The organism is Candidatus Poribacteria bacterium (assembly GCA_009839745.1).
GTDB lineage: Bacteria > Poribacteria > WGA-4E > WGA-4E > WGA-3G > WGA-3G.
Window position 1 is genome coordinate 17,975 of record VXPE01000074.1, and the last position, 15,367, is coordinate 33,341.

The following is a 15,367-nucleotide window of genomic DNA, read 5'->3' on the forward strand; positions in this document are numbered from 1 at the left end:
ATCCCACTTTGACAAAAAACACACCCTATGCATTTTCAGATTAACCACTATGCAACCGTGACCTTGTGACCTTGTGACCAAGTCAATAACCATGCGGGTTCACGAGATCCCAAAAACGTGACCTTTTCGTGACCAGAGCATGACCTTACAACGATTGCATGCCGACAAACGCAAAATAACGCTTGCCACTTTCATTCAACCTTTTGCGTTTTGGACCCCACAACTCAACACCATCACGAAACTTTGCTTTACTCAACGGCTTGATACCCTCATCATCACACCAGTCTTCTTTGTAGTGCGTGTAAAGGTCATCTTCAAGCACAAAAGAACCATCACAGCATTCATACCACTCGAACAAAAAGCGTGCAACGTGGTCATTCTGTTCCTTATACATTGCCAGCATATTGCGGGTTGACTCAGTTTTTTTGAATGCGTTATCCGCCAGCAAGACCCGCAAAGCGTCCAAGACATGATTCAGGATACCCGACAACTCATGTGGTTGTCTCAAGCGGTCATCAAGTCCACGATCCACCGCCGTCCCAGTGTGTTGTTGCATAAATGGTAGTATAACCAATCTTTCATACCACGCATCAGAACGATCGTGCGCGGTTTTCAGCCACGCCCACGATTCAAGATACAGCAGCTTGTGGGGAGGGTTGTAACCCGAATTATCCAATAGCACCACCTTCGACAGCGATCTTAATCGCGTCCTTTCCGTCTAAGTGGTAACTGCCGTGAAGCGCGTCGAAACCTTTGGACACATCCTCTAACGGAAGAATGTGGCTGACAAAACCTTCAAATAAGTGTGCGTGTTTCTCAAGCATCGGAATGGCGCGGATAAAATGTTTCCTCTCAAATCCCCATCCAGCTTCCAATCGTAGATTCTTACGCATTAACATCTGATTCGGATTACAATCAAAAGAACCAACATCCACAAAGTGTCCATAAACTACATAGGTGCCGCTATGCCTGATATAGTCCAAGCCTTCGGGAATAGCAGCGAGGAAACCGGTGCATTCATAGACGACATCTGCCCCGTTGCCTTGGGGTGTGTTTTCTCTGACAATCCGCTTTCGCTCTTCTGGGTCCGGCACTTCAGCGATGTCAATTGTAAGGTCTGCTCCCAATCTTTTTGCCATCTCAAGCCTTCCGGGAGGTCCACCGACGACAATCAGTCTTCCGGCACCAGAGACCCGTGCCCAATTAAGTGCCAGCAGGCCAATGGGACCAGTGCCTTGAATGACAACGGTGTCTCCGAATTCGATTTTGCCGCGTGACACACAGTGTGCGGCACACGAAGCAGGCTCCGCGAGCACAGCGATTTCCGGTGGTAGATCGGTCTTAATAAACATATTTGTCGCCGGGTTTGAGAGGTAGATGTACTCACTGAAACCGCCACGCAGATACGGTGCTTCCTCCGACGGAGAGAAACCGAGTCCTCCACTTGGGGAAAGTGCGATCCTGTCCCCCTCTTTAACGGGGTTGCCGAGGGAGTCCGTATCGACCCCTTCCCCTAAAGTCTCAATCACACCGACGTTCTCGTGTCCGAGGATAATGTCGTGGTCGATACGTTGAAATTCCCAGTTGTGAAGGTCGGTCCCACAAATACCGCCTAACTCCTGACGCACGAGCACCGTTCCCGGAGCAGGATCGACGATCGGGTACTCTCGAATCTCAAAATCTTTGCCACTCATCACAGTGGCTCGTGATGTTCTGGTTGCCATTTTAAAACTCCTTTATACTTTGACGATAATTTTCCCGAGTTTTTCGCCTGTGAAAAGCGCGATAAACGCCTTGGGTGCATTCTCTAATCCTTCCACGATCGTCTCTTCCCACTGTATCTTGCCTTCGGCTATCCACTGCCGCATATCACTGTAAAATTCAGGATTGCGTGCCATGAAGTCGGTGACGATAAACCCTTGTAATCTAATTCGTTTACCGATAGCGGAACTGAGGTTTGTCGGACCTGGCGTAGGTTCAACATCGTTGTATTGGGAGATCATACCACACAGGGGGATCCGTCCGTGCATATTCATCACTGCAAGCGCGGCTTGTAGGTGTCTGCCGCCTACATTTTCAAAGTAGATGTCAAGTCCATCGGGACCGTGTTTCCTGAGTTCAGCCTCCAAGTCATCGACATTTTTATAGTTAAATGCTGCGTCAACGCCGGCTGTCTCCAATAGCCATGCGACTTTCTGATCGGAACCAGCACTCGCAACGACTCGGCATCCTTTGATTTTGGCAATCTGGCATACGATTGAACCGACGGCACCTGCTGCTGCGGAGACGAAAACCGTTTCTCCCGCTTTGGGCTGACCTATCTCCAGAAACCCGAAGTAGGCGGTGCGTCCGGGCATACCGACAGCCCCTAAAAACGACTGGAGCGGTGCAACCGTCAGATCGACAGCGGTCACGCTCTCTGCAGACGCGATGTAGTGGTCTCTCCACCCTTGCATACCCGTTACATAATCTCCGGCTTGAAACTGGTCACTATTGGATTCCACTATCCGACCGGCGCATCTACCTTCTAAGGGTTTACCGAGTTCAGCCGACCGCATACCCCCACGCATATACGGGTCTACGGACGTGTAAAGGTTTTCAACTAACACCTCTCCTACTGCGGGTTCAGGGAGCGTCGCCTCAACGATTTCAAAATCATCTTCCTTGGGCATACCGACGATTCGGTTCTTCAAGCGAATTTGTCGGCTTACAGTGTTTGGCATTTTCTTCTCCTAATTGGCTTGTCAATGTACCCCGCCTAAAGGCAGAGGGTTTCCAATCCGTAAACTTTGATGATTTCATTGATTTAATTAGCATAGATGCAATGATAGCATATTTGAGAAAAAAGTCAAGATCGGAGTGATAAAGAATTCGCTTGACATCTGTTTGTGAATGTGGTTTGATTGAGTTCAATAAGGGGCTTGTAGCATAAATTGTTAGTTTGTGCCACTCGATGCTCATTTTAGGAGGAAAAGATGGACGTTCTCCCTAACGAATTTATGAGAACAGATTTCGGACATGAAGTATATGATGAATGGTATCTTGGACCTGCCAGTTATAATTTTGACCCACCGGAGTTCGTAGAGAGGCATTTTCCTTTCTATGAAAAGGCACTATCGCTATCTAAAGATGACAAAATATTAGAGGCAGGCTGTGGAACGGGCAGTTATACACGTGAATTTTCACGACGTGGATATCATGTTATCGGCATGGACCTGTCACCGAACTTTCTTGCTGAGGCAAAAAAGATTACACAACGCGAGAATTTAGAGATTGAATTTATTCTTGGTGATTATAACGAAATGCGTTTTAAAGAGAAATTTTCTGTTATTTTCTTTGAGGGTTCGTTTTTCTATCAATCCAAAGAAGGTTTGGTGTCGCTCTTAAAGCGAATCCACACAGCACTCGCACCTAAGGGTAGGGTTTACTTTGTGCATTCAAATCCGTCAACGCGAAAGAAGCAATTCCCAACGGTGGATTGGAGTGAGATTCAGGAGAATGTGTTTGTCCTACAAAAGGCAGAATGGAACGAAGATGATCAGGGAGAAAGATGTACTTGGCTTAAAATAGATCTAAGGACACAGAAACATTATCGGTGTAACTTTTTTAATCAGCACCTCCGACCGGACGCACTCAAGAACTGTCTTGTGGAAGCGGGATTCACAGATTTCCATTTCTACAAGAAACGTAGACTGGAGGACTTCCATCCAGAGAAAGATAATGGGTTTTCTGTAGTGGCTACAAAGTGATAACAACAGGAGCAAACATGAACGTTGAAAAACCGAAAGAAAGATACGATCAATTGATTGCTGACGGCTATTGTGTCGTTGAGGATGTCTTGAAAGAAGAGATGCTTAACCGACTTCGCTCAGTAACCGACGAACTACTGGATGCACAAACGGAAGATCAACACGCAGCCTATCGCTCCGCTGGTAGCATGATTAGCGTGTATATGCACTCACTGTTCGCTGAGTTGGTCGTTTATCCTCAGACATTACAGGCTCTTGAAGCGTTGGGTTTCTTGAGACCGAAATGGTCGTCGGGATATGTCATCAGTAAACCACCGCAGAGTCCACCCCTGTTTTGGCATCAAGACTGGTGGGGTTGGAACGATCCGTGCAGCTACACGGCATTGCCGCAACAGTTGTTCCTCATGTATTATCTGGTTGACACTATGCCGCATAACGGGTGCCTCCGTGTGATTAAAGGTTCGCATCTCAATCGGCATCCGCTGCATGATATACTGCCCGATGCCCATGGGGCAGCGCTCCAGCGCGTTGATGATGCTGACCACCCTGCCTATCAACATTTTCCGGACGAAATTGATATACCGGTGAAAGCGGGAGATCTGGTTATCGGCGACTCTCGGCTGTTACACGCCTCGCATGGCAACGAATCAAATAAACGCCGGACCGTGATTACACTCTGGTATCATCCATTTTTTGCGCTGTTACCTGCGAAAATGCAAGCACATATCGGGAGACTTCGGCAAAGTCTGGCTTGGTCGGACGGAGATTGGGAACGCATTGCCGAACTCGCGCCAGTCTGTAAAGGCGACATCGAACCGTTAAAATGGAACCGGAATCCGGGACCTGAATTGAAATAGATGGGTTTCAACATAAGTAGAATTTGGTTGGAAAGAAATGGTATTTCATGGTATATTATGCAACCGTAGCATAACCTGTTAGGTTGTGTCATGTTCACGTGGAGGAATTTCAAACGAAAGGAGGGCGCCATGCCACAAGGACCGATTTTTCACCCCTACACGTTTGGTGAACAAGAACGAAAAACGTTGGATAGCGATGGACATTTCGTCCTCCCTGGCGTGCTCACGTCGGAGGCACAGGAAAATTTGACCCGCTCCCTGTCGTATATTCTTGAATGCTCGCGCACGTCGAAGGAAGGACATGAGCCGAACCGGTTTTCTGCAGAATATGACAGTTATCTCGAAAGCCTGATTGCACATCCACAGATGCTTGAACTCGCACGGCAGGTGTTGGGTGAAGACATTCGATACGATCACTGTGTCAGTCTCAATCGGCCGGGCGGCAATCGTGGCATTGGGTGGCACAGCCACGGATACTCCGATGACGATCCGAGTTTGGGTTTCGTCCGTATCTTCTTCTATGTCAGCGGATTTGAACCGGATGACGGCGGTTTGAAGGCTGTTCCCGGAAGCCATTTGTATCGCGACGCAAGAATTCATGCCCAGTCCGATGCGGAACTGCGAGAAAGTTGGCTAACAGGAAAAACACATCCAGAAACAGGTGAACCTCTGGAGATCGAGGCATTATCTGCACCACCCGGTACAGTCGCGTTGATGTGGACGCATGCGGCACATGCTGTGTCCCCAAGAAAAGAGAATAGCGATACGCGGTGGTGCGTCGTTTACGCCTATCGGAATCCCGGAAAACCTTCTGGTGCCCGCTGGATCACACCCGAATTTGAGCAAAAGCCGATCCCCGGTGCAGAGGGATTGATGTCCCTTTATTAAATTTAAAGTAGTAGGCATACTCCGTATGCCGTAACCCCAAAGTAGCCATGCCACAAAATAAACCACACATTCTCTTCCTTATCAATGACGAACACCGTCCCGATGTGTTGCCGATCGAAGGGGACACTGCTATCCGCACCCCGACACTTTCTCGATTTATGGATGAAGGGGTCTACTTCCGCAATGCTTATACGCCTTCGCCGATCTGTGTGCCTGCCCGACAGAGTTTTCTTTCAGGACTCTATCCGCGAAACTGTGGAAGTCTTAACTTTGGGGATCCGATGCCGACAGAGGTCAGAACAATACCGGGACAGTTAGGAAACTACGGGTACTATAGCTGCTGCGCGGGCAAAATGCACTTCGTCGGGACAGATGTGATGCACGGCTGGCAGGAACGCGTGGGACGCGATATCATTGGTAAAAATGGTTATCCTTACCCTCCTGTTAAAGATGAACACTACGCACGCCCTGAATCGGAACCCGGCACGGGTCCGAAGCAGAGCAAGGTGATCCAGGAAGTCCGAGACGCACAACCCGGCTTAGGGCGTTGGATGCTCAATGACGAATACAATGTGGACGGTGCGCTGCTGTTCCTTGATGAATATTTTGTCGATGCGCCTTATGACCGTCCGAGATCCAATCCACTCTGCATGGCGGTAAGCCTCATCGCACCACACTATCCGTATCAGTGTCCGATGGATCTGTTTAACTACTACATGCAACGGGTGGAACCGATCGTTGAAGAGCCGAACGAGCAGTTTGGATACGACGATTTTTTCAGGGTCCGAGTTGGCGAAGATGTCACCTACCGTCAGGCGCACCGGGCAACCGCGGCGTATTACGGGATGATTGAATGGATGGACGCACAATTCGGGCGTGTCATTGAGAAACTGGAACATCTGAACGTCTTAGATGATTTTATCATTGTTTTTCTCTCTGATCACGGCGAAATGCTTGGCACGAAAGGACTGTGGGAGAAACAGAGTTACTTTGAGGCTTCGGCACGGGTGCCACTCTCTATCTGGTATCCGAAACGGTTCGGACGAGAACCGAAAATCATTGAACAGAATGTCTCGTTGGTCGATCTGTTTCCGACTCTATGCGAGTTAGTAGATATTCCCGCCCCGGATGAACTCGATGGACGTTCGTTCCTGCCCTTGATTGATGGAAATGCAAGCGACTGGCATGATACCGTTTATAGTGAACTGTGGCGTGCCCAAAACGGACCCTCTGTGATGGTTAAAGAGGGGAATTTAAAGTATTTCCAATTTAATAACGATAAGGGATGGCCCGAACAACTTTTTGATCTCGCCAAGGATCCGGATGAACGAAACAACTTAATCGATGCCCCCGCCTACGCCGATGCGCTCTCAAAACTGCGAGCGAAGGCCGACGCATTACCACCCCCGCGCCGAAAGGATGAGCATAACAGGTTCATTGATCCATATCGCCCGATCACGTTATCCAATTAAAGTCGCTCCACGCAAATTTAGATTCTTCTGTCTAAAAGAGCCGTCATCTGATAAAAGTCGTCATTTCTCCGCTATAAGCATCTTTGATACGCTGTGTATGGTTCAAAAGCAGATCCAATTCTTGTATCGCTTGATAGGAGAAATATCCGTATTCGGTGGTTTCGCAACTCAGCCGGAGTTCACCACCGACAACTTCTGCCTCGAAGCATAAAGCCACCAATTGGATTTTGTTCCCGTCTTGATACACAATTAATTGGTGTGGGGTTGTGTAAACACCGATTAAGCGTTTTATGGTGACTTGCAACCTTGTTTCTTCTTCAACTTCTCGTACACATGCTTCGCTTGCACTTTCTCCGGGCTCCATCCCTCCACCGGGTAAGCACCACTGGTTGTTATCTTCGCGTCTCGTTAATAGAATCTTGTCGCGATTCTTGTGAAAAATAACAGCCGAACATCCGACACGGATTATGCCATTTTGCCCAACGCGATGCCCCGTAATAATTTTAGCCATTTCCCTCTCTCCATCTGTGCCCAATATAATACTCCAAAGTATAATACTCTAAAGTATAATTAAAATTCAGTAAAATTGGTGAAAGTGGCATCTGTAGTTCGCGGGATTTGCTTGCACATATTTCGCTTTCATGATACACTATTGAGCAATCAAGCAATTTTGAGGATGGCAAGATTTACGTCACTGTCGGGGGTTGACATCACCCGTACAGAAGAAATGGAGGAGATATTCCATAATGTCCCAGACACAGTTATCACCTTTAAACTCTCGAAGATGGGTTTGCACGCGTTGTGTGAGCTTTGTATTACTCCTGTTAGGACTCGCTATTGTCCTACAACCTGTCTATGCTGAGAAGCTTCAATTCGACCGTGATGTTCTGCCGATATTGTCGGATAAATGCTTTGCGTGTCACGGTCCCGATCCCGCGGTCCGGCAAGCGAACCTACGGCTTGACACAAAGGAGGGTGCCTTCTCCGCGCCGAGTGGTTATCCGATTATCGTGCCGGGTGAACCGGAAAACAGCGAATTGGTCCTACGCATCACACACGAAAACATCGACCAACGGATGCCACCGCAGATTTCCAATCGACAGCCGACGCAGAAAGATATTGACACCCTCATCCAATGGATTGCTGAAGGTGCAGAATGGGAAGAACACTGGGTTTACAGTCTCCCCGAACGGGTTGAACCGGCTACTGTTGAGAACACAGGATGGGTCCGCAACCCCATCGATGCCTTCATACTTGGGAGATTAGAAGCAGAAGGCCTCACCCCGTCAGTGGAAGCGGATAAACGAACACTTATTCGTCGTTTGAGTTTCGATCTCACCGGATTGTTGCCTACACCTGCCGAAGTAGAGCAGTTCTTAGGAGATGAAAACCCCGATGCATATCAATCGCTTGTCAACAGACTTCTATCCGAACCGCAATACGGTGAACAGATGGCGATGTACTGGCTCGATCTGGTGCGCTATGCGGATACGAGTGGTTACCATGCTGACGAAAATGTGAGTATCTGGCCCTATCGTGACTATGTAATAAAAGCGTTTAACGACAACATGCCGTTTGATCAATTTACGGTCGAAAACCTTGCAGGTGATCTCCTGCCGAATCCAACGCCGGCACAAAAGATCGCTGTTGGTTATAACCGTCTGAATCAGACAACCTCAGAAGGTGGTGCGCAAGCGAAGGAGTATCTCGCGATCTATGCTGCTGACCGGGTACGCACGACTGCGTCTGTCTGGCTGGGTGCGACGCTCGGTTGTGCGCAGTGTCACGACCACAAGTTTGATCCGTATACCGCGAAGGATTTTTACAGTTTCGCTGCGTTTTTCGCTGATGTAGAGGGACCGGGGGTATACCCCGGTAGAAGTAAATGGGAACCCGTCGTAATGTTACCGACATCTACCCAAGAATCAGTACTCCAGGATATTGACGACGAATTGGCGAAATTGCAACAGGTATTCAAGACATCATCACCCGCATTGGAAGCCGAGCAAACAGAATGGGAGAACGAGGTGCTTTCACTGCTCGACGCAACAGAGCCCTCCGATTTCGCGTGGGTAGACGATGCCCAAGCAAACGGGGGTAGGACTGAGGGCACATGGGAATTCGTCGGGAAAAATGAGGCACCTGTTTTCAGTAAATTATACTCACGGAAGCAGACAGCGGAAGCCGGCAAGACCGTCCAGCACGCCTTCCGTGGCGCGAATCGAAAATTCACCGTAGCAGAAGGGGACCGACTCTTTGCATACATCTGGCTTGATCCCGAATCACCACCAGAAACCGTCATGCTCCAATGGAACGACGGCAATTGGGACCACCGAGCATTTTGGGGTGAAGACAAGATTAACTTCGGTGAGATTGGAAGCGATACACCTGCTCACAAGCCGATGGGACCGTTACCTGCAGTTGGCGAGTGGGTACGTCTTGAGATAGATCCAGCAGACGTTGGGTTGGAACCCGAGAGCGTCCTGAACGGAATCGCTTTCGTGCAGTTTGGTGGCACGGCTTATTGGGATATGGCTGGTGTCGCAACGACTCGCGGCTCGGCGGTGAAGCACACACATAGGGAAGAGGTCATCGCAGCGATTCAGGTCGATGCGTCTGTCAGGACGACACATCAGCGCGAGCAGATTGCCGCGGAGTATCGCCGGATCACACCTGCGCTTGACGGTATCCGAAATCAGATTTCAGATTTACAGAAGCAGAAGGGCGAACTCGAAGCGCAAATTCCTTACTCACTTACCACTGTGTCCACACTCCCGCGGACGACACGCGTGTTACCGAGGGGTAACTGGATGGACGATTCGGGCGAGATCGTCGAACCGATGATACCGGCATTCCTGGGTGACCTCGGTATCAAAAACCGCCGACCGACCCGTTTAGAACTCGCACAGTGGATAGCGTCAAAGGACAACCCGCTCACTGCCCGGACGTTTGTCAATCGGCTTTGGGCACTCTATTTCGGGACTGGATTATCCGGCGTCCTGGATGACCTCGGTGCCCAAGGCGAATCGCCGACACATCCTGAGCTGCTTGACTGGCTCGCTGTCGAATTTGTGGAGAGCGGTTGGAACGTTAAGCATATTGTAAAACTCCTTGTCACCTCAAACACCTATCGCCAAGCCTCGAAATCCAACGAGGTATTGGAGGAGAAGGACGCTTACAATCGCTTGTTGGCACGCCAATCCCGCTGGAGACTCGACGCTGAGGCGGTCCGCGACAATGCCTTGATGCTGAGTGGACTTCTTATTCCCAAAATTGGGGGTCCGAGTGTGAGACCTTACCAACCGACGGGTTATTACGCAAATCTAAATTTTCCGAAGCGGGTTTATATGCACGATACAGGAGAGAATCAATATCGTCGTGGGCTTTACACACACTGGCAACGCACTTTCTTGCATCCGAGTATGATGGCGTTCGATGCCCCGAGTCGTCAGGAGTGTACCGCTGAGCGGGCGACCTCTAATACCCCGATGCAAGCGCTGACGCTCCTCAACGACCCAAGTTATGTTGAGGCGGCGCGCGTCTTTGCGGCGCGGATTATCCAAGAGGGTGGTGAATCCGTGGCTGAGCGTATCAACTGGGCATATCAGTGGACCCTGTCTCGGATGCCGCAGCCGAAGGAATTAGAGATTATAACAAATCTCTATGAGAAGCATCAAGCCGAATATACTGCCCACCTTGATGCCGCTAACGCTCTCGTCTCAACGGGTGAAGCGCCTATGACAGAAGACATTGCCCCTGACGAATTAGCGGCATGGACTTCTGTCGCACGGGTAATATTGAATTTGCATGAGACGATAATGCGATATTAGAAGTGAACAGTTTGGAGTTCCTAACCTCATGATAGCGAATAGGAGGTATTATAGCTATGGATATTCATAAAGAAACCGATCTTCGCCTCACGAGGCGTACATTTTTAGGGAAAAGCGTGCGCGGCATCGGGTCGCTTGCGCTCGGATCCCTGCTGACACCAGCGATGCTGGGTGCTGCACCGGAGATTGAACGGTGGCAGGGTATTGTTACCGCACCACATGTACCGCCGAAAGCGAAACGTATTATTCATCTCTGTATGGCAGGCGGTCCTTCCCATTTAGAGACTTTGGATTACAAACCGCAATTGGCGGAACTCCACGGGCAACCGATGCCGAAGTCTTTCACGGAGGGGCAACCGATCGCACAACTCCAAGGACAAGCGGATTCACTGAAATGCCTCGGTCCGACCCATGAATTCAAAAAGTATGGACAGTCAGGGCAGGAGATGAGTTCGGCGTTTCCACATATTGGAAGTCTCGCCGACGATATTTGTATTGTGCGCTCCCTGAAAACCGAGCAGATTAACCACGATCCGGCACATACTTTCATGAACACTGGCACTGCAATCGCCGGCAGACCGAGCATGGGTTCGTGGCTGCTCTACGGACTTGGGAGTGAGAATGAAAATCTGCCGGGTTACGTCGTCCTCACCTCCTCTGGCGGCGGACAGGACCAACCGATCGCAACACGGCAGTGGCATAGTGGGTTTCTTCCAGGTCAGTTTCAAGGCGTTCAGTTCCATTCGACCGGCGATCCGGTTCACTACGTCACGAACCCTGGCGGTGTCAATACCGAACAGCAACGAGACGTTGTGGATGCCGTTCAAACCTTGAACGGCATGCTCGATGAGACTGTAGAAGACCCTGCAATTTCGACGCGGATTAGTCAGTACGAAATGGCGTTCCGAATGCAGACGAGTGTCCCGGAGTTGACCGACATTTCCAAAGAACCGCAGCACGTTCTGGATGCTTACGGTGCGGAGCCCGGTGACGGATCCTACGCTTCAAACTGTCTCCTCGCACGACGGTTGGCAGAGCGCGGGGTGCGGTTCATCCAACTTTACCACCGCGGCTGGGATCACCACGGCGGTATTGAAAACGCTATCAAGACAACCTCAGGCTATGTTGATAAGGCAACCGCTGCGCTCGTCAATGATTTGAAACAGCGCGGTATGTTGGATGACACTTTGGTGATTTGGGGCGGGGAGTTTGGCCGGACACCCATGGCGCAAGGCACCGGACGCGATCACCACATCAAGGGATTCTCGATGTGGATGGCTGGCGGTGGCATCAAGGGTGGTATGAGTTACGGGAACACCGATGAGTTGGGATATAATGCCGTTGAAAATATCGTGCATGTTCACGACTTCCATGCTACGATGCTTCACCTCTTTGGGATTAACCACGAAAAACTGGTCTACCGTTTCCAAGGACGAGATTTTCGCCTCACCGATGTCCACGGGCATGTCGTCCGCGACATTTTGGCTTAAAAGGAGCAGGTGCACTCTGTGGATATTAAAGGGAATTTGATGAAAAAAGCAAGCAGGATTTTAGTACACATCTCGTTCTTGTTGCTTTTAACGGTATCTGTCTTCGGCGATGGGCTCCCTACGTTGGTGCCTGAAGCCGTTGGGATTTCCACCGAAAGGCTCTCCAGAATTGATAAAGTCATGGAAATGCACGTCGCTCAACAGAAAATCGCTGTAGGTTAGAACTGTGATGTGCCTTTCCTCAACCCGCCCTCCACTACGTTAGGGGCTACGGTTTTTGATTTTACCTTTGAGGACACAAATTACCAGGAGGAGATAAATTAAAAGTATGTTAAGAGAACTCATTGCCCCCGCGCAAGAACAGGTCGCTTTCCGAGAGTATGAAAGTCACCCCTTGCAAGCAAATGAAATTCGGGTCAAGAGTCAGTTTGGTGCCGCCAAACACGGTTCAGAGATGGCATCATATAAGGGATATGCCGGTCCCCGCGGTGGCTACGATGGCGAATATAAAATATTTCGAGCAAACGGCTCCGGCGGGATGGTGAACTATCCTTCAGGACTTGGGAATATGTGCGTCGGCGAGGTAACTGAGATTGGTGCGGACGTTACCGATATTGAGGTCGGCGAGCGAGTTTTTCGGCACAGTGCCTTCCGCGAAGAACATGTGTGGAATGCAGCAGGCACACGAAAACTCCCTGAGGGTGTGCCGTGGCAGGCAGCCGTTTGTCTGGATCCCACAGACTTTGCCTTGGGTGCGGTGCGCGACGGGCACATCCGCATTGGAGATGCTGTCGCAGTCTTTGGAATGGGGGGCATCGGACTGATAGCACTGCAGCTCGCCAAGTTGGCGGGTGCCTACCCCGTGATAGGGGTTGATCCACTCGAATTGCGTCGTAATGTTGCCCTCGACTGTGGTGCGGATATGGTTATCGACCCAACAATTGAGGATGCTGGCTTGGAAATTAAAAAAGCCACCGACAAACGAGGTGCCGATGTTTGCATTGAATATAGTGGTCATCACACGGCACTTCAAGCCGCGATCCGTGGTGTGACGTATCTCGGAACGGTTGTCGCTGGGGCATGGCCCGGGACCTACCCTGCAGGATTGGATCTGGGGGCGGAAGCGCATTTCAATCGACCGACGATTATCTTCTCACGTGCGTGTAGTGAACCGAATCCTGAGTATCCCAATTGGAATGAAGGGAGACTCTTTGAAATCAGTTGGCGGCTCCTTTGCGATGGCAGCCTGAAATCTGAACCGGTCATATATCCTATTGTCGATTTTGACGATCTGTTGGACGAGTACCCGAAGATTGCGACGCATCCAGGTGAGAATGTAAAGTTAGGCGTTCGATTTGCCTAATCTCCGCCCATCTTGTGAAATTGAAAGCAAGAGAATAAGTTTGGAAGAAAGGGAAACTATGACTGCTGGTATCCTGATGATTTTAATGGGGATTGCTTCATCCCAAATTATTGGCGACAGCACAATGCGAAGTGTTGAGGTGACACCGAAAATTGAAATCGTAGCGGTGCCGAGCGAATTTTCTGTTTTCAGACAAGTGGGCTGTGACAGATATGTCAACGTTTTCGGCGTTCACATCTTCGCAAGTCCAACGACGGCTGAAGATAAACTCGCTCACGCCGCAGGCGTTTTGGCGCAATACCTCGATAACGACGAAGACGGTGTTCCTGACAACACACGGGTTCTCAGTCATCTGGTGAGCCGAAACGTTTTCATCATTATGCCCGGAACGGAGGCGGAAATGGAGGGGTTGGAAATAGAGCTAATAGAGGAGGCAGGCTACCGATGTGGTCAAGACCTGTATGGCGAAGAAACCAAACCGGATTTCCTTGTTGATGGCAAAATCAATGCCCCCGATGGCTCGTACTACGACGGTGCATTAGAGGAAATCCTGCATCCCATTACACAACACGGTTATGCCAACGCTTACCCCGAGGTGTTCGGTGAGGAACGGGGATCCATCTTAGCGAAGTGCATGGATGCCGCCCGTGGCGGATATTTTGAGCACGTACCGGAAGGTGGACCCAAGAGTGGATATCCGGCAGAAGCCTGGTATCACTATACAGATGAAACCTGTGACTACGGTTGCATGGTTACGGAGTATATCTACTGGGCTTTGACCTCGATATTGGGAACGCAAGACTTCCCCGGACGACGCGAGGCTCTCGAAGTTGAATGGGAGTTGAATACCAGAGAGCGGGTGAGAACCGGGGATACTGCGGTATATGAACTTCTGACGGACCCTCAGTACAGATTTCCGACCAAAGCACCAGATGGCAACTACAAACCATCTGCATTTCCTGTTACAATCGTTCCCATCATCCCTATCGAAGACGAAGATTAATAGGGATAACAGTATTTTTAAGTGGTTTTCGGTAGGTATTCGGACAGGAGTTTATTAGCGTTCTGACGCTGGTCGGCTCGAAATTTGTCCCACTCAAGCCACCAAGGGAATTTGTCTCCCGATTTCGTCACACCAAGGATATACGCCTCTTTGCCGAGTCCTAATGCGTAGTCCCCCTCTTTTTTCCATTTGAAGGCGTTAAGTTTCTCCCATTTTACAAAATTTCCGTTAGAGATAATGCCAGCTTCTCTGATTTCAAATCGGTTTACGGAATGCATACGAAATAGGGAAAATATGGGTGCCACTATCACGGGCCAAAATTGGGGTGTAGACTGCCAACCCTCCCTGATTAGGAACACGATTTGCATAAGAACGATACCCGCGCACACAAGGATGACAAGCTTCAAAAGCACTTTGTGGCTTTTGGACGTAGGGAGGTGAAACAGCACTTGCCCCATCATTCTCTGTTTCCAAGATAAATACCAAGGCGGTGCCACCAAGAGGGACAGACACACAATGACAAAACAGATATTAATTATATCTCCGACTAACATCGTTTACATCCCCCTTAGCTATTGTAATACCATTCAGGACTTACGCAAATTGAATAAAAAAGCGATAGATTCACCTAAAAAGCCGTTATTTCAGTGATTTAACCCCCTAAATCCCCCTTATCAGGGGGACTTTAAGAGAAAATGCGTAAGTCCTACTGATA

At 49.6% G+C, this 15,367-nt stretch carries 14 protein-coding genes; 9 read left to right on the plus strand and 5 right to left on the minus strand.

The genetic code is table 11. The features are described from left to right. Nucleotides 1-145 precede the first annotated feature (145 nt). From F4X88_11960 to F4X88_11970, 3 genes are read right to left on the minus strand one after another with little or no spacing between them, the layout of a single operon-like run. Nucleotides 146-676: a hypothetical protein gene (locus tag F4X88_11960; protein MYA57005.1), complete on the minus strand. Its 531-nt coding sequence runs from the start codon at nucleotides 674-676 to the stop codon at nucleotides 146-148. Further along, on the minus strand, nucleotides 669-1,724 hold the full coding sequence (locus F4X88_11965) for a zinc-binding dehydrogenase (protein ID MYA57006.1): 1,056 nt from the start codon (nucleotides 1,722-1,724) through the stop codon (nucleotides 669-671). The genes F4X88_11960 and F4X88_11965 overlap by 8 nt, the downstream gene beginning before the upstream one ends. Nucleotides 1,725-1,736: 12 nt before the next feature. Next, nucleotides 1,737-2,723: an NADP-dependent oxidoreductase gene (locus F4X88_11970; GenBank protein ID MYA57007.1), complete on the minus strand. Its 987-nt coding sequence runs from the start codon at nucleotides 2,721-2,723 to the stop codon at nucleotides 1,737-1,739. Nucleotides 2,724-2,975: 252 nt separating this feature from the next. On the opposite strand from F4X88_11970, the gene F4X88_11975 reads away from it, so the two are divergent. The 4 genes from F4X88_11975 (at nucleotide 2,976) to F4X88_11990 (ending at nucleotide 6,966) form a co-directional block, all read left to right on the plus strand. Then, the gene (locus F4X88_11975; protein ID MYA57008.1) at nucleotides 2,976-3,749 is read left to right on the plus strand and encodes a class I SAM-dependent methyltransferase; all 774 of its coding nucleotides are present in this window, start codon (nucleotides 2,976-2,978) and stop codon (nucleotides 3,747-3,749) included. Between the two features lie 17 nt (nucleotides 3,750-3,766). Beyond that, on the plus strand, nucleotides 3,767-4,606 hold the full coding sequence (locus tag F4X88_11980; protein MYA57009.1) for a phytanoyl-CoA dioxygenase family protein: 840 nt from the start codon (nucleotides 3,767-3,769) through the stop codon (nucleotides 4,604-4,606). A gap of 90 nt (nucleotides 4,607-4,696) precedes the next feature. Then, nucleotides 4,697-5,494 carry a phytanoyl-CoA dioxygenase family protein gene (locus tag F4X88_11985; protein MYA57010.1) on the plus strand — a complete coding sequence of 266 codons (798 nt, stop codon included), beginning with the start codon at nucleotides 4,697-4,699 and terminating at the stop codon, nucleotides 5,492-5,494. Between the two features lie 47 nt (nucleotides 5,495-5,541). Next, nucleotides 5,542-6,966 (plus strand): sulfatase-like hydrolase/transferase, encoded by a 1,425-nt coding sequence (locus F4X88_11990; GenBank protein ID MYA57011.1) that lies wholly within the window; start codon nucleotides 5,542-5,544, stop codon nucleotides 6,964-6,966. Between the two features lie 43 nt (nucleotides 6,967-7,009). Here F4X88_11990 and F4X88_11995 read toward each other — a convergent pair whose 3' ends face one another. After that, complete coding sequence (locus tag F4X88_11995; GenBank protein ID MYA57012.1) at nucleotides 7,010-7,477, minus strand: NUDIX domain-containing protein; 468 nt, start codon at nucleotides 7,475-7,477, stop codon at nucleotides 7,010-7,012. A 235-nt stretch (nucleotides 7,478-7,712) separates the two neighbouring features. Between F4X88_11995 and F4X88_12000 the strand changes: the two genes are divergently transcribed. The 5 genes from F4X88_12000 to F4X88_12020 all read left to right on the plus strand — a co-directional run bounded on the left by F4X88_12000 (nucleotide 7,713) and on the right by F4X88_12020 (nucleotide 14,652). Then, nucleotides 7,713-10,796: a DUF1553 domain-containing protein gene (locus tag F4X88_12000; GenBank protein MYA57013.1), complete on the plus strand. Its 3,084-nt coding sequence runs from the start codon at nucleotides 7,713-7,715 to the stop codon at nucleotides 10,794-10,796. A gap of 56 nt (nucleotides 10,797-10,852) precedes the next feature. Next, complete coding sequence (locus F4X88_12005; GenBank protein MYA57014.1) at nucleotides 10,853-12,286, plus strand: DUF1501 domain-containing protein; 1,434 nt, start codon at nucleotides 10,853-10,855, stop codon at nucleotides 12,284-12,286. A 39-nt stretch (nucleotides 12,287-12,325) separates the two neighbouring features. Next, nucleotides 12,326-12,508: a hypothetical protein gene (locus F4X88_12010; protein ID MYA57015.1), complete on the plus strand. Its 183-nt coding sequence runs from the start codon at nucleotides 12,326-12,328 to the stop codon at nucleotides 12,506-12,508. A gap of 106 nt (nucleotides 12,509-12,614) precedes the next feature. Next, entirely contained in the window at nucleotides 12,615-13,649 is a 1,035-nt protein-coding gene (locus tag F4X88_12015; protein MYA57016.1) for a zinc-binding alcohol dehydrogenase, read from the plus strand. Between the two features lie 58 nt (nucleotides 13,650-13,707). Then, nucleotides 13,708-14,652 carry a hypothetical protein gene (locus F4X88_12020; protein MYA57017.1) on the plus strand — a complete coding sequence of 315 codons (945 nt, stop codon included), beginning with the start codon at nucleotides 13,708-13,710 and terminating at the stop codon, nucleotides 14,650-14,652. 17 nt (nucleotides 14,653-14,669) lie between these two features. On the opposite strand, the gene F4X88_12025 is transcribed toward F4X88_12020, so the two are convergent. Next, entirely contained in the window at nucleotides 14,670-15,206 is a 537-nt protein-coding gene (locus tag F4X88_12025) for a hypothetical protein (protein ID MYA57018.1), read from the minus strand. Nucleotides 15,207-15,367: the final 161 nt, after the last annotated feature.

Bases quoted from the DNA above. Each gene is read 5' to 3' on its own strand.
- F4X88_11965 (MYA57006.1), bottom strand. From the start codon at position 1,724: ATGGCAACCAGAACATCACGAGCCACTGTGATGAGTGGCAAAGATTTT.
- F4X88_11970 (MYA57007.1), bottom strand. From the start codon at position 2,723: ATGCCAAACACTGTAAGCCGACAAATTCGCTTGAAGAACCGAATCGTC.
- F4X88_11975 (MYA57008.1), top strand. From the start codon at position 2,976: ATGGACGTTCTCCCTAACGAATTTATGAGAACAGATTTCGGACATGAA.
- F4X88_11980 (MYA57009.1), top strand. From the start codon at position 3,767: ATGAACGTTGAAAAACCGAAAGAAAGATACGATCAATTGATTGCTGAC.
- F4X88_11985 (MYA57010.1), top strand. From the start codon at position 4,697: ATGTTCACGTGGAGGAATTTCAAACGAAAGGAGGGCGCCATGCCACAA.
- F4X88_11990 (MYA57011.1), top strand. From the start codon at position 5,542: ATGCCACAAAATAAACCACACATTCTCTTCCTTATCAATGACGAACAC.
- F4X88_11995 (MYA57012.1), bottom strand. From the start codon at position 7,477: ATGGCTAAAATTATTACGGGGCATCGCGTTGGGCAAAATGGCATAATC.
- F4X88_12000 (MYA57013.1), top strand. From the start codon at position 7,713: ATGTCCCAGACACAGTTATCACCTTTAAACTCTCGAAGATGGGTTTGC.
- F4X88_12005 (MYA57014.1), top strand. From the start codon at position 10,853: ATGGATATTCATAAAGAAACCGATCTTCGCCTCACGAGGCGTACATTT.
- F4X88_12010 (MYA57015.1), top strand. From the start codon at position 12,326: ATGAAAAAAGCAAGCAGGATTTTAGTACACATCTCGTTCTTGTTGCTT.
- F4X88_12015 (MYA57016.1), top strand. From the start codon at position 12,615: ATGTTAAGAGAACTCATTGCCCCCGCGCAAGAACAGGTCGCTTTCCGA.
- F4X88_12020 (MYA57017.1), top strand. From the start codon at position 13,708: ATGACTGCTGGTATCCTGATGATTTTAATGGGGATTGCTTCATCCCAA.
- F4X88_12025 (MYA57018.1), bottom strand. From the start codon at position 15,206: ATGTTAGTCGGAGATATAATTAATATCTGTTTTGTCATTGTGTGTCTG.